General features: G+C 57.6%; 15 protein-coding genes and 1 pseudogene. 2 read left to right on the top strand and 14 right to left on the bottom strand.

The annotated features are described in order from the left end of the window. Positions 1 to 102: 102 nt before the first annotated feature. The 5 genes from Q0105_RS08590 to tmk all read right to left on the bottom strand — a co-directional run bounded on the left by Q0105_RS08590 (position 103) and on the right by tmk (position 6,076). Complete coding sequence (locus Q0105_RS08590) at positions 103 to 282, bottom strand: hypothetical protein (protein ID WP_298210772.1); 180 nt, start codon at positions 280 to 282, stop codon at positions 103 to 105. A gap of 10 nt (positions 283 to 292) precedes the next feature. Continuing rightward, a complete protein-coding gene (locus Q0105_RS08585) occupies positions 293 to 571 on the bottom strand; it encodes a hypothetical protein (RefSeq protein WP_298210770.1) in 279 nt (92 codons plus the stop codon). Between the two features lie 86 nt (positions 572 to 657). Beyond that, a complete protein-coding gene (locus tag Q0105_RS08580; RefSeq protein WP_298210768.1) occupies positions 658 to 1,644 on the bottom strand; it encodes a YafY family protein in 987 nt (328 codons plus the stop codon). An 885-nt stretch (positions 1,645 to 2,529) separates the two neighbouring features. Next, a complete protein-coding gene (locus Q0105_RS08575; RefSeq protein ID WP_298210766.1) occupies positions 2,530 to 5,319 on the bottom strand; it encodes a hypothetical protein in 2,790 nt (929 codons plus the stop codon). Between the two features lie 61 nt (positions 5,320 to 5,380). Next, the gene (gene tmk, locus Q0105_RS08570) at positions 5,381 to 6,076 is read right to left on the bottom strand and encodes a dTMP kinase (protein ID WP_298210764.1); all 696 of its coding nucleotides are present in this window, start codon (positions 6,074 to 6,076) and stop codon (positions 5,381 to 5,383) included. Here tmk and Q0105_RS08565 point away from each other — a divergent pair. After that, positions 6,036 to 7,442, top strand: a complete 1,407-nt coding sequence (locus tag Q0105_RS08565) for a radical SAM protein (protein ID WP_298210762.1) — start codon at positions 6,036 to 6,038, stop codon at positions 7,440 to 7,442. The two genes, tmk and Q0105_RS08565, sit on opposite strands and share 41 nt — an antisense overlap. A gap of 992 nt (positions 7,443 to 8,434) precedes the next feature. Continuing rightward, on the top strand, positions 8,435 to 9,643 hold the full coding sequence (locus Q0105_RS08560) for a hypothetical protein (protein WP_298210759.1): 1,209 nt from the start codon (positions 8,435 to 8,437) through the stop codon (positions 9,641 to 9,643). 8 nt (positions 9,644 to 9,651) lie between these two features. Here Q0105_RS08560 and Q0105_RS08555 read toward each other — a convergent pair whose 3' ends face one another. The 9 genes and pseudogenes from Q0105_RS08555 to Q0105_RS08520 form a co-directional block, all read right to left on the bottom strand. Beyond that, positions 9,652 to 10,566 carry a hypothetical protein gene (locus Q0105_RS08555; protein ID WP_298210757.1) on the bottom strand — a complete coding sequence of 305 codons (915 nt, stop codon included), beginning with the start codon at positions 10,564 to 10,566 and terminating at the stop codon, positions 9,652 to 9,654. Between the two features lie 9 nt (positions 10,567 to 10,575). Then, positions 10,576 to 12,582: a hypothetical protein gene (locus Q0105_RS08550; protein ID WP_298210755.1), complete on the bottom strand. Its 2,007-nt coding sequence runs from the start codon at positions 12,580 to 12,582 to the stop codon at positions 10,576 to 10,578. Between the two features lie 7 nt (positions 12,583 to 12,589). Further along, the gene (locus tag Q0105_RS08545; RefSeq protein WP_298210753.1) at positions 12,590 to 13,498 is read right to left on the bottom strand and encodes a hypothetical protein; all 909 of its coding nucleotides are present in this window, start codon (positions 13,496 to 13,498) and stop codon (positions 12,590 to 12,592) included. Positions 13,499 to 13,805: 307 nt separating this feature from the next. Further along, positions 13,806 to 15,500 carry a hypothetical protein gene (locus tag Q0105_RS08540; protein WP_298210751.1) on the bottom strand — a complete coding sequence of 565 codons (1,695 nt, stop codon included), beginning with the start codon at positions 15,498 to 15,500 and terminating at the stop codon, positions 13,806 to 13,808. 10 nt (positions 15,501 to 15,510) lie between these two features. Continuing rightward, positions 15,511 to 16,389 carry a hypothetical protein gene (locus tag Q0105_RS08535; RefSeq protein ID WP_298210749.1) on the bottom strand — a complete coding sequence of 293 codons (879 nt, stop codon included), beginning with the start codon at positions 16,387 to 16,389 and terminating at the stop codon, positions 15,511 to 15,513. Positions 16,390 to 16,626: 237 nt separating this feature from the next. After that, positions 16,627 to 17,112 (bottom strand): annotated as a pseudogene (locus Q0105_RS21560) (TniQ family protein); the annotation flags it as partial. Further along, the gene (locus tag Q0105_RS08530) at positions 17,060 to 17,953 is read right to left on the bottom strand and encodes a TniB family NTP-binding protein (RefSeq protein WP_298210747.1); all 894 of its coding nucleotides are present in this window, start codon (positions 17,951 to 17,953) and stop codon (positions 17,060 to 17,062) included. The pseudogene Q0105_RS21560 and the gene Q0105_RS08530, both read right to left, overlap by 53 nt. After that, positions 17,953 to 19,839, bottom strand: a complete 1,887-nt coding sequence (locus tag Q0105_RS08525; protein ID WP_298210745.1) for a Mu transposase C-terminal domain-containing protein — start codon at positions 19,837 to 19,839, stop codon at positions 17,953 to 17,955. Before Q0105_RS08525 ends, Q0105_RS08530 begins: the two co-directional genes overlap by 1 nt. Continuing rightward, complete coding sequence (locus Q0105_RS08520) at positions 19,832 to 20,554, bottom strand: TnsA endonuclease N-terminal domain-containing protein (RefSeq protein WP_298210744.1); 723 nt, start codon at positions 20,552 to 20,554, stop codon at positions 19,832 to 19,834. The genes Q0105_RS08525 and Q0105_RS08520 overlap by 8 nt, the downstream gene beginning before the upstream one ends. Between the last annotated feature and the right edge of the window lie 155 nt (positions 20,555 to 20,709).

The raw sequence follows: 20,709 nt of genomic DNA, 5'->3' as shown, positions 1-20,709 counted from the left end.
GATTCCCAGCGCGAGCTGCGCTGTGAGGCAAGCCCTCAACGGCACATCAGCATGCGACAAGAGGTTGGGCATTACGCCCCCGCCCTTAAAAGGCAGCACCGCTTACTTGCCGTGCTCCTTGCGCACGCCTTTGAAGGGCGTACCGTCCTTCTTCTGGTCCATGAAGCGGCCGGTGTCGGTATCGCGCTTCACCCAGGTGTCTGTGACGGGATTGTGGGTCTGCGAGCGGTCGCGCACGGCGCCACGGCGAGCGTTGTCTCCAACAGGTGCATTCTTAGCCATTTGGATTTCCTTAGACGTTGAGGGTGTGGGTCCAGCGTGGCAGTCCGCTGCGGGACAGGAAGTCCACCAGGTGCCTGCTGCCGAAAAACTGGGTACGGCCGCCGGAGCTGTAGGCCAGAGCCGCCTGGTCCACCCGCAGGTTGTTCGCGCGCGCCTTGGCGGTCAGTTGCGCCAGGAGCTCGCCGTTGGCGCTCGTGGTGCCGCTGCTCGACCGGGCGTCGAAGACTGCGAAATTGACCCAGCCGCCGCTGACCGCTGGCTGCCGGAGGTGGGCAAAATTGATCTGCATCGTGTTACTCCATGCCCACTCCAACTGCAGGCGTGAGACCAATTTTCCAGTGCCCCCAGTTCACGGAATGAGCTAGCCATATGGCCTCACTTGTAGATCTTTGCTGCGGCGCGCAACTGATCCCGAACCCGCTGGCGCAGTTCCGGCGGAGCCAAGACTTCCACATCCGTGCCGAACCGTAGGATGTCCATCACCAGCTCCTGGTCCTTGGAGTACGGTACTTCGAGCTGGTAGCTGCCATCATCTAGCCATGTGCTGGCCTGCTGCGTGTGCCAGCGCTCGAGCGACACGTATTGCGCTCTGGTCTTGCTGAACTTGAGCACCGCCCATTTGTCGGCCTTGCCCGCATAGATGCCGTAGCCACTCTGGAAGTGCTCCGCCAAGACCTCCTTGGCCACCTCTTTGGCAGGTATATCGGTGAGCTCCACATGCTGGATCGCGTCCAGGGCGAAGGAGCGAAGCTCTTTGCGCCAGTGGCACCATGCGTCCAGCAGCCAGTTCTCCCTGTAATGGACCAGCCGTATGGGCGAAACCTCACGATCATTCACTTCGTTCTTGTCCCGGTGGTAGTAGCGCAGGCTGACCCTCTTGCGCTCAAGCACCGCCTGCGTCAACTGCTCGAAGTTCTTAACCTCGACGCGCCTACCTGCGAAGTGGATGAGCTTGATGCGCTTCTCGATGTCTTTAGCCGTGGCCGGCGACTCGCCCAGCAGCACCTCCAGCTTGTCTTTCAGAGGCTGGAGATGCGGCTCGAGCAAGCCCGGTTGAACTCCCGTTATCAGGTGCTGCATCGCCAAAAGTGCGTAGATCTCGCTGGCGTTGAACCACAGGCCTGGCAACTCAAATCGCTTGCTGCCTTGAAGGTCACCAATGACCCACTTGTTCACGTCCCGGTCGAAGCTGATCGGACAGCCAAGGCGGTCCCTCAGGACGTCAATGTCACGCTTCAGCGTAGACATCGAAACCTCAAGCTCGTCCATAAGCTCCTGCATCGTCGCGCCGTTCTTGCGACGCACGATGCCCAGTATCTTGTGGACACGCTCCGCGTTCTCCCTTTTTGCTCTTGGCGGCATCTTCACTCCCTCATGAAACTTGGTGCTTCTTGGTTTTGGCGAAGTACAGCAGGAGAAGCGGGGTTGCGCAAGCTTTCAAGAGCCACGGACGAGTGTTTTGCGTCTTTTGCAACACATCGCCAGTCAGCTTGGCATTGCAAGAAGGCACCGATTGCGCCTAACGGCAGCGCGCTTGCAAGTGCCTCTGTGGGGCTTGCACCAGCCACCCTGCCATGAATTTGAGTGCACCGAGAACGGCGCTTGATTAAGCTGTGAACGCCCGCGGAAATTTCGAGCCGCCTTGTGAATTCTTTCTCGATCCAATTTGAGTCGGTGTGCAACCAAGTGAGCTGCCACAAAGCAGCCTCTGTCGAGCGTCCGCGTTCAGCCTAAGGACTAAACCGCTCGCGCGGTAGCGCACCGCGAAGGCCCTGACGCAAAGTACACATCGCGCCCCTTTCTATGTTGGCGAGCGAGTCAATCGGCCTCGTTCTTCGACAGGAGCACGATCATGATCCCTTCGACCCAACCCCTCTCGCCGCTGCGCCAACGCATGCTTGAAGACATGCGAATGCGCAAGCTGAGGCTGGCCGGCAGTACTGGCGTCAAGCGAAGATGGCAGAAGCGCTTTCGCAGATTGCCACCGCTTCAACGACCTCCGGGTCATAGATGTAGCGCGGCACGCCGGTCGGTACTTCATGGGCCCACCGCAGTGGGACTGCAAATGCACTGGCCGCGGCGCTTGGCGCATCTGCGACTTCCTCTACAGTCCGTGCGCCTACTTGTGCTGAGATCGGCTCCTTCGCGGCCCAATTGATGAGCCATGAACGCCTTAGACAGGGTCATCGACCAGAAACGCCAAGCCGACGGTGTACTCCTCAAGACCCGCTGCAAAACATATGCGAACTACGCCTTCGTAGAGATGTCGTCGGCTCCGGACTGGCGCGCGGAAGCGACCTCGGCATATTGCTGGCTTAGAACGCGGAACTGCTCATGAAGGCCCTGGTGGTCCGTGAAGCTGTAACCCTGCGCAATCTCCGTTGAAGGGTCTTCGCCAAGCGCAATCTTCACTTTCGCGAGCTGCAGCAAAAAGCTGGAACGGTACTTCTCGTCCTTGCCGACCGCGCCAACCACGGCTTCTTCGGCGAGCGCTAGCGCCGCAACCAACTTCCCTGCTTCGTTCTTGCTCAATTCAAGCTTGACCTGAGAAAGGCTATGGGCGACCCAAAGCCTGCCGTCGCTATCCTCAATGGTCTCCAGCATCGCCTCAGCCTCCGTGTCGCGACCAAGCTGGTGAAGCGTCTCTCCCCATTTGCGCTTGTGAAACGGGTCGGGAGCCTTGAGCTCTTCATAGGCCTCCAGCGCGCGATTGAGATACATCGCCTTGGTCGCGGCGCTCACGCCAGACGCCATCAGCATGACCTCCGCATAGCCTCCCCGGCATTGATCGTCGTTGAGCATCCAGGGCGATGGCTCTGGCAAGCGCGCCAGCACGTCTGCAACGCGCTCCGGCGCGTGCCAGACCAGTGCCCGCACAAAGTTCGCAACCGAGTGGTAGCCCTGTGGAATACCGATCGCAGCACTGTACAGCGCCTCTGCTAAAAATAGCTCCTCATGCTCTTGCATCAGCTCCCCCGCCCAGGTCTTGCGCGCACCATTGAGCGTGTCCCCCAAAGCCATCCACAGCGAGGGTGAGACGTCCTTGCATGCAAGCTTGTCGGCAATGATGTCCAATGAGTACTTCTGCGAGATAGTCCTTTCGTCTGCGCCATCTTCCAGTGACCGCACGAACTGAAGCTTTGCGTCGTTGAGCGGGTAACTATCGATCACCTCGGCAAAGAGCGTTCTCGCCTCAGAACGGCTGCCCAATGTGCGCAAGGCCTTCGCTCGGTGATGCTTTATTTCTGCGCTTTGGCGTGCACTCAGCCCCTCCATCGCAGCAAGATCCCAAAAGGCAGGAAGCACCCGCGCAAGATAGGTCCTGACAGCCTTGGAACTTTGGGTTTGCCGCAGGTAGCGAGCGTTCGTCTCGATGGTTTCCAGAACGACCAGGATGGACACGGCATGGTCTGCAGCGCGTAATGTCCGCAAGCGGCTTGACTCCGACAACGGATCAGGCAGCAGATTGATCGCTTTCTCGTTACCGGTCCAGACCATCGCCAGCGCGTACAGGAACGCAGGACGTCTGTCGCCCTCGGTGACATTGCCGAAGATCTTCTGCCGGAGCTGAGAGGCAATTAACTGAAGACCGTGGCCATCGGTCCGGATCTGCTGGAGGATGAAATTTTCAAGGGCAGTATCGATCTGCTGTGACTTCTGATCGCTCAACCAATTCAACGATTGGAGTGACTTAAAGACGATATCGTGGACGCGGATCGAAGCCGCGCTTTCTGGCGCAGTCAGTCCATGTCGCTCAAAAGACTTCAGCTGTACCGGACCCAGCACATGCTTCAAGAATTCGCGATCACAATGACTATGGCCAGCCCATTGGAAGACGCAAAGCTCATCCTCGAGCACGGCTCTCAGTCGGCCGAGAATTTGATCCGCAAGGCGGGCATCACCAACCGGCCATCTGGCGACATTCACGCAGTCTTGGGCAAGCTCTTTCCACGATATTCCCTGTCTCGCAGCCGTATTGAGCAATGCAAGGCTCTGCGGATGCCCGCCAACCGCACCCCAGATTTTTTGAAACTCTTCTTCAGCAGGAAGCGAGGGCACTTCTCGGACAAGCAATGCGCGGGCTTGATCCACATCCATTGTGGGCATCACGAAAGCCGTCACTGATGCGTTTTGTCGGGTCACCACAATTCTGGATCCTGGACCGCACAACCCTGACAGCTGTTCCGCGTCCAGGTTCGCCGCGGCATCATCAATCACCAACAGCGTACTGTCCCTTTTCAGAAAGGCCGTGACGTTGCGCTCCGCTCCGCCACGTCGCACCGGCACGGATGAGAGGTGCTCGATACTGTTGATCTCACGCCCGCGCACCCAGAAGCTGTAATGAAACTTCGCTTGGTTTCGGCGCAGACATGCGGCTGCCGCCAGCGACTTGCCAATACCACCAATACCGCAAATCTCCAGGCACACCGCCACCTGTAAACGACGGTCCAGTTCGGAATCGACCGCCTTATTGGGTACGTAGCGCCTATCCAGTTGCGGCGCGACCAATGAGGCAGGATGGTCGTCGCGGATATCTGCGAGCACGTGCAGATACTGTGAAAGATCGTCGATGGCGTCATCGCGAAACATCAACGTGTCAATGATCGTCTCGGCGATGGCTCGGCTGTCCATCAAGTGCAGCGTTCGCCCAACCATGCGCCCCTGAGACTGCGCAGTGTTGACTGCATCCTCAATCACCCCGGTTTGAGCACGCTGAGAGCTCAGAAGATAGATATCGCTGACATGCGGAGCCAACGCCAGCGTGTGGCCTAGATCGTCCCAGGCTTTGTCCATAGCGCCTGTGAAATAGGATTTGTTGATGGAAGCCTCTACCACAATGCGACCGTCCTCCGACACCGCATCGAGCACCCCGCCGACCGGGCTGCCGGCCACGTTCAAGCCGCGTGGGACAAGCTTAATGTCGCGCATCTTCTCGACGAGCACAACCGAGAACTGCTCGAATACAGAGCCGGGCGCCAACAAGGCCAATGAGTCAATCACCCGTTCGATCAACAAGCTGCGTGTCTGTGGATTCATGGCTCAAGCCTATCGGCGATTAGCGCGGCCCCATCGCTGGACATGTTGTTGCGAGGGCTTGTCATAGCAACGGCTCCACCAGACTCCAGATGTCCTTGGCGACCGCATCTACGGGCTGGTCCGCGTTAATGAGTCGGCAGCGTTCAGGATCCTCCTGCGCGAGTCCCAACAAGCCGTTGCGGATCGCTGCGAAGTCTCGGGTTGCCTCAGCGGGATCCTCGACACCGTCGCTGCGCAACGCGCGCCGGCAATGCGCAACCTTGGGCGGCAAATCGAGAATGATGGTCAGCTCGGGATATGTCGATCCGACAACAACCTCGCCGACAGACCGGAACATCGCGTGCAGACTCCGCTCGGAGACCGCAACCTGGAACGCGTACGTCGAGTCGATGAAACGATCTGAGACAACCCATTGACCCTGCTCCAACGCTGGGCGGATAACGCTGCGAACATGGTCAAATCGTGCCGCGCTGATCAAAAGAAGCTGCTCTGCCGCATCGAGTACACGGTCTGGCCGAGTCAGCATTGATCGCACTTCGGCGCCCAAGTGTCCGCCATCAGGCTCTTTCGTTTGTAGTACCTTTAGACCAGCACTCCTGAGGTGCTCGACGAGTCTGCGGACCTGCTCCGTTTTGCCACTTCCATCAACACCCTCAACACTTATAAATGGCACGTACAGCCTTTCTAGTTCGACCCGCGCGAACCCCAGAGTTTTGATGACCCGCTCCAATACTGTCGTATTCGTATCAGCCGGCATGTTGTCTCCCAAGAAGCGTGATCACACGCTCGCAAGACGACAGCTTTATCTTAATTACGGCGCATTGTCCCTGGCGACGATTCTGGATCGCCGGGGAACGCAGACTGTGCTGGTTCATGGCGAACACAGCCCGCCTGCAGAGGTGCTGGACACACTGCAAGAGGAGGGTGTTTTTCCGTCTCGCTTGCCCGTGATGCTGTCTATCCCAAGCTTCTATGCGCTACCCTGGGCACAGACCTTCTGCAGCTTGGTGCGACGCCTCGATCCGCTGGTCAACATCATCGTGGGAGGACGCTGGGTTGTGGGACCGGACCCAGAGTGGCTAAAAGCAAAATTACCCGAAGCAAATACATTCATCAGCGGGTTGGGTGAGCCGCTCATCGCCAGCTTGCTGACCGAAGCCCCCATCGTGATGCGCATGTCCGCGCCGACACCAGACTTCGTGCTTAATCACCGACTGGTGTCAGGCTACGAACAGTACCAGCCCAGCATTGAAGCCTCTCGCGGCTGCGGTATGGGTTGCGCCTTCTGCGAAGAACGCGACATGCCCCTGGAGAAAATGCGGGGCGCCGATCGCATCGCCGAAGCTCTCAGCACCGTCGCAGGTCAATATGCTGGCGGCGAGATCCGCCCCTATCTCCAGTCTTCTATGTTCGCCCCGAACCAGAATTGGGGCAGTGGGCTGGCCAAGGCAGTCCAGACAGCTGGCCTCAACATCCAGTGGCGCACGGAAAGCCGGGTCGACGCACTTACGCCTGAGACGATCGCAAGCCTTGCCGAGGCCGGCATGCGGGTGCTCGATCTCGGGCTCGAGACCGCATCGCCGACGCAGATCCTTGCCATGCGCAAGACCAACCATCCTGACCGCTATCTGCAAAGGGCATCTACCTTGCTCGCGGCATGCCGAGACTACGGCATCGCCGCCAAGGTCAACGTCCTGCTGTACGCCGGCGAGACGAGCAAGACGCTAGAGGAAACGCGTTCTTTTCTAGACGCTCACAAGGACTCGATCGCAGGCGTTTCCGTGGGACCGGTGGTGGCGTATGGCCCGCCCAAAACAGCCGATATCCTTTTGAAAGAATGGTCCATTCACGGCGCCACACCCGTAGATCCGGCAAGCGCGCATGCCAGCGGCATTTCCGCAATGCACCTCAGCCATGAACTCGACGGGCAGGCAGCAGAGGCGGCCAGTCTCGAGCTCTCACGACGCTTCATGGACGCCGATGCCTACTTCAGGCTGAAGAGCTTTTCCTACTATCCCCGGAGCTACTCGCGCGAGGATTTTGAGAAAGACGTGGTACAAAGCAATCCCGCTCTGCTGCCCTTTCGGGTCTCGAAGAGCACGCTTGCCGCTCCAGGAGTGTGATCGCTCCGTTTGGGCCTCAACATGGAGCCGCACTGACCGGCTATCTGCCGTACACCGTGGTCGCAGCTCTCAAGCTCGAAGCTGAGCGACAGAAAATGATGGGCTACTCGAGCGTCATGCTTGCCGCCGGCGTTCACAACCCTACAGACACTCCCACAATACTGATCGACGCCATGAAAACGGCGGCTCGAAACCCTCGCGCATCGTGCATCGGAAACGGCTCACGGGTCTCCGCAGCCAAAGCACTGACTGGAAAGCGTGCGGCGGACGTGGCTGCTCAGATACTTGATGGAGAGGTAGCCTGCGATCTTGGGATCACTCCGGCCGACGTCCTGAAAGCCCTGCTACTCGCTCAGGGCTAGGCACCCAATCCATAAACGTGTCATGTCGGTTCTGAAGCGTCCAGACAAGGCTTTCATCGCCTGAAATCACGAAATCCCCCACAGTGACCAATCGGTCACCAGTCCACCAACCTTGAAAATTACCACTAACAGCAGTGGCAATCCTTCGACGCTGTATGCGCGACCGGCAGCTCACAGCCTGGAGTCGTCTTTGCCTGGTGATCATTTGGGGCGGGCGCCCCGAATGACAGGAGCCAGCGCGTCAATCGCGCTGGCCAACAATGTCACGCCCTGATCCGTTCCGTCCCAGGCGCTCCCCAGCGCTCTTTGTATCCGTGGGTCGGCGGTCAGCTTGCTGATACCCGAACTTATGCCAATATCTGCATATCTTAGAGCGAGCTGAACGTGAGGAGTCAACGATTTGATTCGGCCATTCAGAAATTTCGAAATTGTGTACTGCGGTACACCAGATACTCTAGATAGCCCCATTTCAGTGTTACCAGGGTGCGCCAGATAGGCTGCCAGAAGCGTGCGAGCTTGCACGACTTCGATGCCTGGTTGGGTTGCTATTCTTGGCATATCTGCATATCATAGCGTTCATGAGATAAGGGCTCAAGGGCCAGCCTACCGGCCTAAACCAAAACGGCACACATGCGCTACCGCCTAACCCGATCCAACAAGACCCGACGCGCGCAGGTCTTGACCCCACCGACGCTCGCGCGCCGGCTGGTGGGTTTGCTGTCAGGTCAGGGGGACGCTTGGTTGGAACTTGGTTCGGGCAACGGCCGGATTGCCCAGGCCTGCCTAGACACGTGCAAACCGAGCTCTTTTGTGGGCGTCGAACTGGACGAACGGCTACTGCGAGGCAGCCCAAGAGATATTCGCGCCACCTTTGTCCAGGGCGATGTGCTTTCGCCCGCCGGTCTTGCAGGGCTCCTGGGCGAGCAACAGTTTTCCCGGGTTACTGGCAACCCCCCTTACGGCATGCAGGCCCTGAGCCGCAACGCTCAGTCGCGAATTGCCGAGCTCTGCCCTGGAATCCCGCAGATTGTGGATTGGGTGCAATTGGACCTGTACTTCGTTCTTGAATCACTCGCACGACTGAAACGACCAGGAGAAGCTGCGTTCATCGTTGGCGCCCCCATCGCGGAGGACGTCAGGCTTAAGGCATTCCGCCAAGCGCTAATGCTCGCAGCAAGTGAAGTCGAGTGCTACGAGCTGCCTGTGGACGTCTTCGACAAAAAGGCGGAGGTGCAGTCTTTCCTGCTGGTGGCGCGTTTTGGTGCAACCCGTCTCAAGAGCGTTCGCCTGGGCAAGATGGCCGGTGAAGACCTCGACGTGGTGGCCGAGAGGTGGATCAGTTCTGAGCAGGCGATTCAACGATTGGACTTTGCGTTTCACGAGTTCCAGGCGCTCAGCGTAGCCCTGCGCAGTCAGTCTGGCTGCCGCACGCTGGAGGAGTTGGGCGCAACGGTGGTGCGCGGCAGCCGCACGCGCGCACAGTTCGAGGACTTGGGCATAGAGTCCTTCCACACCTCAGACTTTCCCCAGCAAGGTACCGAGGTGCGCTTTGCTCACGGCCCCGATCACGGCTTCCAGTCGGCGACGGCCAGCGACATCCTGCTACCGCGCGTCGGCACCCGCGTCATGGACCGCCAGGCCTTGGTCGTCAAGGGCCAGCGGCACTACACCGAGGCCGTGTACCGGCTGCGCGTGCCGACGCGCCACCACGCCCAGGTGGCGGACTGGGTGCTGAGCGAAGCGGGCACCAACTGGCGTCGGGCCGCAGCCAAGGGCTCATGCGCTAAGCACATTACCGTCGCGTCGCTGATGGAAATGCCCGTTCCGGCCCGTCCGTAGGCGAGTGTTCAGAGCGAGTCGATTTCGTACCAGTGGCGGCGATGAACGCCGAAGGTGCGGTCTGGCTTGCGCACCGGATGGTCGAAGATCGGCGACAGAATGTCGTGATCCAACCGGAACAGGACCGCGCCCAAGGCCATGGGCTTGGTGCCAAAGGGGGCAACGAAGAGGCGGTTGGTGCGACCCGACGCCATACCGGCGTGGGCCTCCTTGAGCAGCATGTAGGCGGCACGCGGGTTGTTAGCCCCGCAATAAAGCACCGTTGTGTTCTGGCGCTCAAGCAGGCTGGAGTTGGCCATCAGCGCGTGCAGGTCCCAGCTCGGTTGGAACGGTGGTACGCCGAACACGATACTCACCTTTTCATAGAAATAGCCGTCGTCGGCATCGAGCAGGCGCATGAGGCGATCGCCCTCGAAGCCCAGGAAGGCCACTAGGTGGGCTTTGTTAGAGCTGCTGAGCAGCCGAGTGAAAGGCGGCAGTTGCAGATTGCCCAGGAACTTCTCGCTGAGGTCGAAGGCGTTTCCTGGCACCACCGACATGTTCGGCGCGCGCTGCTTGTAGCCCTCGGGCTCGACATAAAAGAAGCCGCATCGAGGGCGATCATGCTGCATGCGGTAGGCGCTCAGCACATAGAGGATCTCGGGGAATTCCATAGTCGTCGCGTCGATCACGAGTGACCGTGCGCGGAACTTGCGGAACAGGTCCTCGAGGTCGTCGACGCGGAATATTTCATCGCCCACCGTCAAGGTGAACTTGGAGGGGTCGTAGCGCACCCTATAGCTTTTCTGGGCAGCCGCGCGCGTCAGCGCCGCTGAATGTCGGCTACGGTCGTCCAGATCGTCTCGCCCATAGAAGCCGACGTCGAACTTGCCGACCTGGCCGGCCTCCAGCTCGCTCACCACATCCTGCCTGACGAATTTCATGCGACAGCCTCAGAACAGGGTCATGGGATCGTCGCCGGCGGGATCTTGGTCGGCCGGGTCGACAAGCTGCTTGAGCACAACCTCGTACTGGGCCGTGGACTGGCACAGCAGAATGTCGGCGTGTGGCGCGCGCAGGGTGACCTTGCGGCGCTTGCGATAGCTGATGCTGAAGTGGGGGGCGTAGATCGGGTTCAGGATCAAGTCGGTCTGGGCGATGTCGTAGTCCGCCTTATTCTTGGTGTCTTTGGCCTCGTAGAGCACTGACCAGATCTTGGCTTCTCGGAGTAATAGCTCGGCTTGGCTAGACAGATTGGCCCGGTCAGCGTTGTCGATGGAGAAGTGGTTGACCTCCGGCTCGCTCTGGCTGCGTCGGCGATTGAACGCCTCGAAGATGCGGCCGAGCCGCCCCGTGATCTCCAGCAGCTTGCCGCCATGGGAGCCGAGTTGCAGGATGTCCTGGAACAGCTTGTCTGACACCTGCTTGGCCGCACTCGCCTGGATCGCAACGTCGACCCTGAGTTGCCCCGAGACCTCATTGCCGCTCTGACGCTTGTAGGCAATCGAAAGCGTGGCATGACACAGCGCCTGGAAAAAGCGCAGGTTAGGGTCGGCCATCATGCAGAACCGGTCAAACCCAGCGTAGTTGATGTTCGGCCGGCGCGGAAGACCCGCGTAGAGGTGGAAGAGGCAGCCATGAAGGTTGTTGTCAATCCAGCCGCCGACCTTGAAGAAAGGGTCGCTGTCGCTGGGGTTGGCTACAGCTGCGTGGTATTGGGACAGCAGGTCCTTGTCGATCTGGCTGCGCCGGTTTAATAGAGCTCCCATAACGATACTTGCCTGGGGGTGTGCTGAGCTGATGAGATCGTCGGGGTTTACCTTCTTGTCTAGCCCCTGCAGCACCAGCCCCTTCTGGATCATCTCACGCAACCGGCGCCGTAGCGGCGGGTCCTCGATGACCTCACGCGAGATGCTGGCCGCGCTGGGGCTGGGCAGGATTTCACGGACGCAACGCAGCACCTGGTCGCGGTAGGGCTTGGACAGCCGGTGTGCAAGGTGGCGCTGATCGTGCAGTAGGGCGGGCTGGAACAACGGGCAATCAAACTGTCCCCCGCCCTGGGTCACTCGCAGCAGGAACAGCTCGGCGGCGAGCAACTCGAACTCGCCTTCCCTGGACAGCTCTTCTTCTAGGTCGATGGTGCGCAGGTCATGGCCTTCAACGACGCGCTCCTCGCTACTGGTCTTGAAGTCGACCACAGCCTGCTTCTTGTGCGCGATATGCACGACTAGACGAGGGCTGGGGTGCTTGATCGCGTCGCACACCACCTCGCGGTGCTCGCTCTGCAGGTTCTCGAACTCGTCGATGAAGGCGCGGAAGGCAAATTCAGCGAGCTGAGGGGAAGACGCAGCCACGTCCTGGGCGAATCGCGGCAGCACGGATGCGAAAGAGACGAAGGACGGAACCGGGCTGTGTTTGGGGTTGCTGACCCAGACCTCCAGCTCCACGAGCTTGAGGTCAAGCTCAGCCTCCAACGCGCTGATGTGCCGGTCCGTCAATCCGAGCTGCTTGGCGAGAGCCGGGCTGAGCAAGGGGTCGCCAACGGCGATCGGGCCATCGGCAAACCGCGCCGATCCGATCGAAGCCAGCGATTGGCAGGCGTCTTTCAGCAGGTTGAGCGCCACATAGTGGGAGAACGCCAGCTTGGCCTGGTGCAGTCCCAACCATTCAGGAATCATGAGGCCACAGAAACCAGTGTCGGGGCGCAGGTAGAGCCCAACGGTCTTAAGCTCAGATTCGGGAATGTCATCGCGATTCGTGTCGAACGAGGAGCCGTGGCTGAAGTAGCGGATGAACATCGTCTTGCCGCAGCCGCGACCACCCAGGATGCGCACCGAGCCTTGGCCAGCAAAAATGTTAATTCGCTGGAAAAACGGTGGAACGATGAACTGTGAGAACAACGAGGCGGGCGATAGGTAGTCCGCCCGGTTATTCAGGAAAGGATCGGCGATCGCAGTCATCTTGGATTCAGCGGGTCAGAAGGTTGTGCCACGTGGGCGAGGACACGTGCATGATCGGCAAAGTGTTGTTCGGCGTCGCATGGTGGAAACCCACCAGCAACTCCAGGGCAAAGGCGGCGGGCGAGCGGATGCCGCCCCGCTGGCAGAGGCTTTCCATGTGGGCGCGCACGTCAGTCACAGTGTTGGCCTTGTCGATGGCCCACATCAGCGGCTGCTTGGGGTCGCTCCTGAAGAAGCGGTGCGACTCACCGAACACCTCGACCGGGCAGACCTGCATCCAGGGGCATTCCTTCGCCAAGTGCTCCAACCCCGACTCGAAGGCAGCCAGCGGGCAGTAGATCAGGTGGTGCTTCTGCGAAATCCCCTTTAGCTGGTGGACGGTCGAGTAGGTCTCCATCTGGGTGCCTGTGCCAAGCATATCGTCGATGAAGACCAGGCATTTCACGTTGACAGGCTGCTTGGCAATAGCGCTGGACAAGCAGGTCAGCGATGTGCTGACGCCGCCAAGGCGGTGCAGCTCGCGCATCAGCACGGCGCCACTCTTGCCGGGCTTCTCGCCCTTGGGGTCGTCGATCTCGACGAAGCGCACGGCGTGGCCTTTGCCGCCGCGTTCCAGCGAAGCGATGAACTCGTCGACGCTGGAGATTGACACACCTAGGCGGCGCAGCTCACAAGGCAGGATGCACTGCAGAATATGGTCGATTGCGCTGCCGACCATCTGCTCGGAGCGGAAGGTCAGGTTTTCCAAAAGCCGCGCTCCCAGGTATTGGTCTTCCTCGGTCAGCAGGTTGGAGAGCCACATGTCGAACTGGGTCTCCCTGATGCCGGTGACGATGTTCTTGGACAGCAATAGCCGAAAGCGCCGCTCGACTTCTTCGAACAGGCCGACGTGCGCCTCAGGCACATGAAACGTCATCCATCCTCCCCCATAGCGGCCCATCTCTGGACCGCAGTTGCATCATGCCCCGGTCAGGCTGCGAATGCAGCTCGGCGCGAAGTATCCAAATTTTCTGACTAGTCTACGACGCATCTTCCCACGCATACTCGATCCATCATGACGCAACGGAGTGAGGGATTTACACAATCCAGGCTGGTGCCCACGGCGGAAAATCCGGGCCAGCCTTGGCCTTCGCGGCCGTCACTGATGCCCAGTGTTCATAGAACCGCTTGGGCGATTTAACCACCTGCACAGAGCGGTGGTTAAACCAGTCCTGCCCAGTCATTCAGCAACGGGCGGCAATTGCCCTCGTGACCTCATAAGGCCCATCTCGACCGATAAGACTTTCGACCTCCTCCGAAGAGAGTGCGACTACACAATATGGCTCCGTTCCGTTAGGCTCGCTGACGCCCCAGTCGAAGTCACGGAGAAAGCTATGTGCGATGTCCAGCACGGCCAGAGGCTCCCGGCAGTGCACGAAGATCGCGAGGAATTCCTTGCTCACCTTGGTTCGCGGGTCTTCCACATTGATGAGAACAAGCGTTGGGGTTGCAAAACGAATCGCAGCTTCATGCTCCAGCAAAGCAACCCAACCCCATCCGCCGCCGTTGTCTCCTGATGCCTTTTCTGGAAGCCAGAGTCGGCGCATACGCCGACCGTCGCCAAACAGCAGTGGCCGAATATCTGGACGCAATTCCCGGAGAGTAGCGTCCATGCACCACAGCAAATCAGGTACAGCTCCATCATCGGCGCTTTGCTGCCTGGCGGAAACCACATCCACTCCCGCAATAGCCGCCCCAACATCGCCACCGGCCGAGAGAGCTGATGGTTTCCCTGTAGCTGCGGCGCAGCTGTAGCCTGCGACCTCAACATCTCCCGCACGGACCAATGGTTTCCCCGTCAAATCTGGAAAGGGCTCCACTTCATCTACACCGGCAAGCAGCGTGAACTGTTGTCTTCCGAAGACGGGCCGTTTTGACAAAGAAACAGTCGTAGGCACCTGAGGCTGCCTCTTGGGAATCATGCGCTGTACTCTTGGCTTCGGAGGAGCGGCATCCTCACCTTCTGAACGTCCGACGCTGTAGAAAAGCTTGCGAAATGGCAGCGGATGCGCACATGAGAGCAGCTTGAACACCAAGAAGGTTCTATGCCCACCTTCCTCAATCCAGAGGCCTTTTGCGCTGAGGCTTGTCTTCCCTCGAATCGGAAACCCCATCTTCGGATACCAGGGCCGACCGTCCACACTAGCACTGACACCGGACTGAATCAGCATGTTTAGGGCCGCCTCGGCAACACCGTCAAATGCAATCCGAGCAATCGCTGGCGCCGCTGTGTAGTGCATGCGCGCAGGAATGATGATGTTTGCAACTCCTGCGCTATTGATCCGGCTACCCAGTACCAGTTCTCTCTTTGCGAGGGCGCCCGAAAAAATGGCCTTCAGCAAGCTCCCCGCTGCACCAAAGTAGAACCGCGTGAGTTCCATGGATGGCACTACGATCGATGTCGATGCGTCCACCCGCACTCGAACAACGAACGATGTGGTGTGCTCCCGATGCCCATCAAAGCTCCCAAATGGCAGGAGGTAAGGGGCGTCACCTACTCCCTGAGTCGCCTGCGCTCCGCAAGGAAGAATTTCCGCCGTGAAAGAGTCGATAGCGAGATCGGAAAACTTAGCACTGTGTGCAACTTGAGATGCTGTCTTGATCCCCCCTTCCCATAGGTCACCGACACACAGGAGGCGCAAGTACCCAACAGGAATCTCCACAGTCTCCACCGCATCCAACACTGAGGCACCGCTCCATCTCCGCACTCCATTCCAACGCGAGGTCACTACCCGAACAAACTTGTGCCTGTGGCCAACGACATCTCCAATCCAATCGATCCTCACAAGGGAACCGTCACGCCGGTCCAGTTGGTCAAGGCGGTGAATGTCATTTTTCATACTCTTCAGGGATAGCGGGTCAATGGTGACGATAGTCACTCTGGGAGGTTCAGACAGCAGAGAAGACCGGAACACGACGGAAGGCGGACATGCTGGAGATAGCTGACGTCAGATACGCGCGCCTCACAGCGCTTTGAAAACGCATGCCAATTCCGGTGTCTCCAATTGATGTTCCGGTATAACTCGACAAGAAAAGAAAGGGAGATGAATCAGCGCCTGGAATCCTGGGCCGAACCGTCTCTATATGCCACCACAAGTGATGGCGCAGTTCTTCGGGCGAGTTGGGCACCGGCCTAAACCCGGGATGTCTACATCTTCGTGGGCGAGGTAGCAGTTTCCGAGCTTGCGCAATCTGCATGCTTGCAAGATCTGCGGCAGACACACCCAGCACTCTCATCATTGCAAAAGAGAGCTTGTCCTGTAAAAGTGCCATGCGCTTGCGCTCGTCGAACGCCCCGCCAATCGCGTGGTCCAACGAAACCATCAATAATTCATAGGCGCTGTCCGAAACCTGTTGATGGAAATATGCAGGTAGCTGACCGTGTGGACAATTCGCACCGAATACATGCTTTGCCAGCTTTGCAGAGACCCGTCCATATCGGCGATCTAACTCCGCAGACATGGCCTTGAGTTCCTCAGCCGAGTGATACGGCTGCTGAGCAGGCTTCAAAGATTCAAAAGTGGTCTCTAGCCAGAACGGCCTGGGGACATGTGTGCCTGCGACATCACTGAATCTCATGCCATGGAACCGAGCATAGGCGACCGCTTTCGTCACCTCGTCAGGGCCCAGCATGATTGCCATCTCCGTCATCGCGTTTCGACGGACTGACAAAGCAGAACGATCAAAATCTCCAGGAGTACCAGCAGCTCTTGAGAGAATTGCAGCCACCACAGATCGGAGTCCATCGAAGAACAAAATGGAATGCAAGCAGGAATGCGGGCCCCACGAAAGAAATCCTGTCTCAGCTGCATGCTGAAGGCGAGCCGTCCAGGCGACAAGATTTGGATTGGCTCGTTGTGGAACTGCCTTTCGCAGATCTCGGCCGCAACATGCACAAAGGACAAAAATACTCTTGCGTGGCGCGTACCCGTCCCGCCCAAAATCAACGCGATGCGGGGCTATTGGAGAAAGGCATGCGTCACAGCAGTCTAGCAGCTCGACTTGGTGCTCTGGACATACCGTTACGAAGGACAGCCGCCATTGCTTCCGATAGTGGGGTGCGCCATCCTTCGCCAAACAAAGGGGGCAGTACATCAATCCAGGGGATCGCCGTTTTCTGTGGAAGATGCTCAAGGGGACAATCCAGCGTGAACTGCCATTCGGATTAACTCGCTCGCTGATGTCGCCCTCATAGGCAGTCAGCGTCGCATCATGGATTTGTGTTTTGGTCACCGCCGCTACCCTCATCAGACTGAAGCACAGCTCTCTGGAAGGAGACCGATCCACGTCACGATTCCACATAGCCTTGCCCCGCCCAAGCAGCATGCTGCAAAGCTGCTCGGACTTATAGCCATGAGCATGCGCCAACCTGACCAGCCAGCTACTGAGCAATTCGCCAGGTAGCGGCTTGAAATGGTTTGGCCACAACTCAGACTGGTCAGATTCGCTCACTTTGCGCCTTTTGGGCAGACCTCTTGGCCTGGATGGCATCGAAGATCTCCAAGGACATCGCTTCTTGCCCCGCCATCAGTGCATTGATCGCTGCCTCCTTTACTGCACGAGCAATGCCACCAATGGTCCCACCGGACAGCCCATAAATTGCATTGGCAACCTGACTCTGAGTGAGCTGAGAGGCTTCCTTTAACGGCAAAGTCGCTTCGAATCTCATCAAGAGGCGCTTGTACTCCTGATCCACGGGATTCCATAGCGGCAAGGCACGTTCTTCGAATCGCGTCATGAGTTCGGGTTCAGTGGCAAATGCATCTCTCGCCGCGGCAGTACCTGCAGCCACCACAGAGACCCTTGCATCGTTACTGATGAACTTGAAGGTGTTGAGCATCACGCGCTGCCTGTGGACTGGTCCCGCAAGGATCGAATGCAACTCGTCGATGATCATGACGCGAGTGCCACTCGCCCTTAACTGGTCAATGAACAGTCCCAACTTCTCGCCATCAGTTGCGCTCCGTCGAGGCAAGATGTTGAACACTCGCAGCGCCCGGTCAAGAAAGAGTTTGTCATCTGGAGAAGGGGGAGCCTGAATGAAGATGACGGGAGCATGAGTCGTGTCGCCCGACGGTCGCTCATTGACCGGGTGCCTGCGCTTGAACTCCTTCAGTATGTCGGTCTTCCCATTGTTTGATCGACCAACGATCAGCAAATTTGGCGGACGATTCGTTTCTGGGTGCTGCCGCAAGTCCTCCATGGCTTGGAGGATGGCCTCCGCGTTTCCATATGGGACGAAAGCCGGCTTCTTGATGTGCGCAATTCGTGTCTCAACATCAGCAACTAACAGCTCGCGCGCACGAGGTGCAAGTAAACGGTCAGCGGCCACTATGCCTCCCGAATACCGTCAAGCAGATCAACGGAATCCGGCAACGACTCCTCTTGAGGAACTGGCTGAGGAGGGGAGGGCGGCACAGGTTTCTTCTCGGTAGTTTTACCTGCCTTCTCCCATTCCCTTTGGCGCTGTTGGTGTCTGCGTGCAGATTTCGTTTTCTGGGACTCTTCTTTGACCAATTCACGCATGTAGTCGATAGCTTCAAAAATAAGCGCTTCATTGGTCGGTGGGCGCCCATCCTTTCGCAGGTCTCTCTTTGCAAGCTTCACTTCCCACAAAGAGATGGGAAGCCGTGATGTAACTCGAAAAGGCAGTTCAATGTACTCACGCGTCCTATCGTCATAGAGCCAGATCTTGCTGAGATTTCTCGGGTCGTAGCGACATATGAACTTGCGCGCCTTGCCATCAGATCCCTTTTCCCGGATGAAGCGCTGGATACGGTGTGAGTACCAGTCGATGCTCCAGTATCGGACCCCATACTGCTGAACCGTGGCCTCAAAGCACGGTAGGAAATCAAGTCTCAGTCGCTCTCTTTGCTCCACAGACATGGGCGGCGGAACACCCAGTGGAGGCACTCCGTCAGTTCCCTCCAAATGCGCCTTACGCCACGCGTAGGCGGGCGACTCACCCTGGTTACCTTTGTGCTCGGTCTCATGGTAGACGCCGAGTAGATAGATCGTGAACCATCGCTCCAGCGCAGCAAGGGTCATCACGGCATTGCCATCGGAGTCATAGTCCACCTTATCCTGCACATTTGAAAACGTGGTACCTGGAAGCTCTTCGTGGACCTTCTTCATAAATGTGCGGAAAGCCCGCTCAACACCCCCTCCATACTGAGGCTGCCCCTTGGGACGACGCTCCGCGATAAACCCATACTCCTGACTGGCAAGTCTTAGCATCTCGCCCTTGAACTCCTTGGCATTGTCCGTGTGGATCGTTCGCATCATTCCCCGGCATGGCCAAGAATACTTTTCTGGAATCTTCCTTTCGAGCAGCCAATCATCCTTCGGAAGAATCGACATCGCGATGCATGTTCCTGTTGCGAAGGTACCCGGCGCATCGATTGAGATAACAAACCCAGGAACCATCTTGGTATTCACGTCGATGGCGATCGTCAAATAAGCCCTTCCGATTGGCTTTCGATGAATATCATCAACAATGATGACATCCATGGGCGTGTGATCAATCTGCACGACAGCCATGGGAAAGTCTGCGTTTGGGAAACTTCCTCGAGAAGGCTCGTATTTTTCCAAAGACTTCTTTTTTGAGAATCGCTTTGTCTCGACCAAGGCCGGATCCAACCGCTGGACTGCGGCCCGCACAGTAGACGCATTGGGTGGAGGTAGCCCCGCCTTCGTACAGGCCCTTCGAACCTCCAGTGCGACACTGGCAATAGATTTTCTATTTTCAGTGAGATAGTGCGTCTCAACACACTCATTCAGAACCACCCGCACGCCCTCTGCCAATCGAGATACACCTGCGTCAGCTCTCTTTTTTCTCAGCAGCGCAGATACACGTCTAGTTTCTTCGTAGACAGCGATCCAGCGATAGACCGTAGAGGAATGCTTTCCCAAAATCGCTGCTGATTTTTTGACTTCAGCGAGAGTCCTTTGTGTCTTAGGCAGCTCTACCAAGTGCTTGATGTGCCGATAGATTTCAAACGCGGTATTCCACGCCTCAGGCTCTACTTTTTCAAGATCCACCGGACGTATCTGACTACGCTCACTCGTCAACGCTTCCAACTGCGATATGCGTTTCACAGACAGGACGCCAGCATTGTTTGCGACTACTACTCTGTCTAGGTCAACATAGTCTTCCACCTCGAACACTTCATCGGAAAAAACCACCTTGGTGCCCGGGAGAATGTATTGGTCACGCATTTTTATCGGACACCGAACGGATGTGAAACAACGTATTTATCCCTATCGGCGTGTCTATGTCGAACTCAGTCTTCCGATCGGCCGCTAGTACCCAAAAAGTCCAGATCGCCTGATCTCTTTTCAGATCGACTGAGGCTGAGCATGCGGCATCGACGCACGCTTGCATGGTCATCCCACCTGAGAGCTGCAGAATCTGAAGCAGCGCAATAGCCAGATCTTTGTCATACGGCGCCCCTCGATATCGCCAAAGAAACTGAATGTTGCTGAGTTTTATCGAGCGAATAGATCGTTCATCAAGAATCACAAATCGCCAGTTTCTCTCGCGGCAGTAGGCCTGTGCAGCCCGGAATTTGCGCTTGAGCTCTTTCCAGTTCTTGGCCAATTCTGAGCGGTATTTCACTTCGCAAAGAAGTGGCGTTCGACCATTTCGAAGGGCTGAATCAAATTCAACCAGAACATCGGGGGTGTAACTTCGGGGCCTCTTGCGAGGAAATTCGTAGGGGATCTTTACCGGCTGAGTAACGAACCATGCGACATCTTCGTCCCATGCCAGTTGCATCAGCAAATCTCGCTCCAGCGCGGATTCGAATCCTTGGCCATCAACATTGCCCGTGATGCTACGAGTCGAGATCGGGATGCGCCGTACAGGGTTTGGAGGAGATAGCATGCCACCTAGATGTGATGTCAGATCACCAGAGTTTTTCAAATAGTTCATGCTTTCGCAAGTCCCTCTCATGTCAAATTTCGTGCAGTAACGCGTAGGTTGCTGTGCAACTCAAATTGAGCCAATTTCAAATCAACTACGTGCCACAAGTTCAAATTTCTTATGAACATCAGCCTAAGAAGAAATGACATGCCAGCCGTCCTTAA

The organism is Acidovorax sp. (assembly GCF_027492855.1).
Classification (GTDB): Bacteria; Pseudomonadota; Gammaproteobacteria; order Burkholderiales; family Burkholderiaceae_C; genus Acidovorax.
This window is presented reverse-complemented; position numbering and strand designations above follow the sequence as displayed.

Excerpts from the sequence above, each read along its gene's own strand:
- Q0105_RS08590 (WP_298210772.1), bottom strand. The coding sequence starts at position 282 with ATGGCTAAGAATGCACCTGTTGGAGACAACGCTCGCCGTGGCGCCGTG.
- Q0105_RS08585 (WP_298210770.1), bottom strand. The coding sequence starts at position 571 with ATGCAGATCAATTTTGCCCACCTCCGGCAGCCAGCGGTCAGCGGCGGC.
- Q0105_RS08580 (WP_298210768.1), bottom strand. The coding sequence starts at position 1,644 with ATGCCGCCAAGAGCAAAAAGGGAGAACGCGGAGCGTGTCCACAAGATA.
- Q0105_RS08575 (WP_298210766.1), bottom strand. The coding sequence starts at position 5,319 with ATGAATCCACAGACACGCAGCTTGTTGATCGAACGGGTGATTGACTCA.
- Q0105_RS08565 (WP_298210762.1), top strand. The coding sequence starts at position 6,036 with ATGACCCGCTCCAATACTGTCGTATTCGTATCAGCCGGCATGTTGTCT.
- tmk (WP_298210764.1), bottom strand. The coding sequence starts at position 6,076 with ATGCCGGCTGATACGAATACGACAGTATTGGAGCGGGTCATCAAAACT.
- Q0105_RS08560 (WP_298210759.1), top strand. The coding sequence starts at position 8,435 with ATGCGCTACCGCCTAACCCGATCCAACAAGACCCGACGCGCGCAGGTC.
- Q0105_RS08555 (WP_298210757.1), bottom strand. The coding sequence starts at position 10,566 with ATGAAATTCGTCAGGCAGGATGTGGTGAGCGAGCTGGAGGCCGGCCAG.
- Q0105_RS08550 (WP_298210755.1), bottom strand. The coding sequence starts at position 12,582 with ATGACTGCGATCGCCGATCCTTTCCTGAATAACCGGGCGGACTACCTA.
- Q0105_RS08545 (WP_298210753.1), bottom strand. The coding sequence starts at position 13,498 with ATGACGTTTCATGTGCCTGAGGCGCACGTCGGCCTGTTCGAAGAAGTC.
- Q0105_RS08525 (WP_298210745.1), bottom strand. The coding sequence starts at position 19,839 with ATGCGTGACCAATACATTCTCCCGGGCACCAAGGTGGTTTTTTCCGAT.
- Q0105_RS08520 (WP_298210744.1), bottom strand. The coding sequence starts at position 20,554 with ATGAACTATTTGAAAAACTCTGGTGATCTGACATCACATCTAGGTGGC.